Source organism: Avibacterium gallinarum, from assembly GCF_002921135.1.
GTDB lineage: Bacteria > Pseudomonadota > Gammaproteobacteria > Enterobacterales > Pasteurellaceae > Avibacterium > Avibacterium gallinarum.
Window position 1 is genome coordinate 1 of sequence record NZ_PQVJ01000040.1, and the last position, 415, is coordinate 415.

General features: G+C 63.4%; 1 protein-coding gene. It reads left to right on the forward strand.

The window, feature by feature from the left end:
* Positions 1-6 precede the first annotated feature (6 nt).
* Positions 7-415: iron chelate uptake ABC transporter family permease subunit (locus C3007_RS09855; RefSeq protein ID WP_207763696.1), on the forward strand; the 409-nt coding region annotated here is incomplete at its 3' end.

The following is a 415-nucleotide window of genomic DNA, read 5'->3' on the forward strand; positions in this document are numbered from 1 at the left end:
CCGGATATGAAGGTCAACGATCGTGTCGCGGCTGAACGCCAACATGTGCTGGCGTTTGCCCTCGCGGGCGGCGTGCTGCTGTTGATGGCTGTGGTGGTGGCGCTGTCGTTTGGTCGTGGTGCGCACGGCTGGACGTGGGCGAGCGGGGCGTTGCTCGAGGATTTAATGCCCTGGCGCTGGCCGCGAATTATGGCGGCGCTGTTTGCGGGCGTCATGCTGGCGGTGGCGGGCTGTATTATTCAGCGACTGACCGGAAACCCGATGGCAAGCCCGGAAGTGCTGGGGATTAGCTCCGGCGCGGCGTTTGGCGTGGTGTTGATGCTGTTTCTGGTGCCGGGTAATGCCTTTGGCTGGCTGTTACCTGCAGGCAGTCTCGGCGCGGCGGTGACGCTGTTGATCATTATGATCGCCGCCG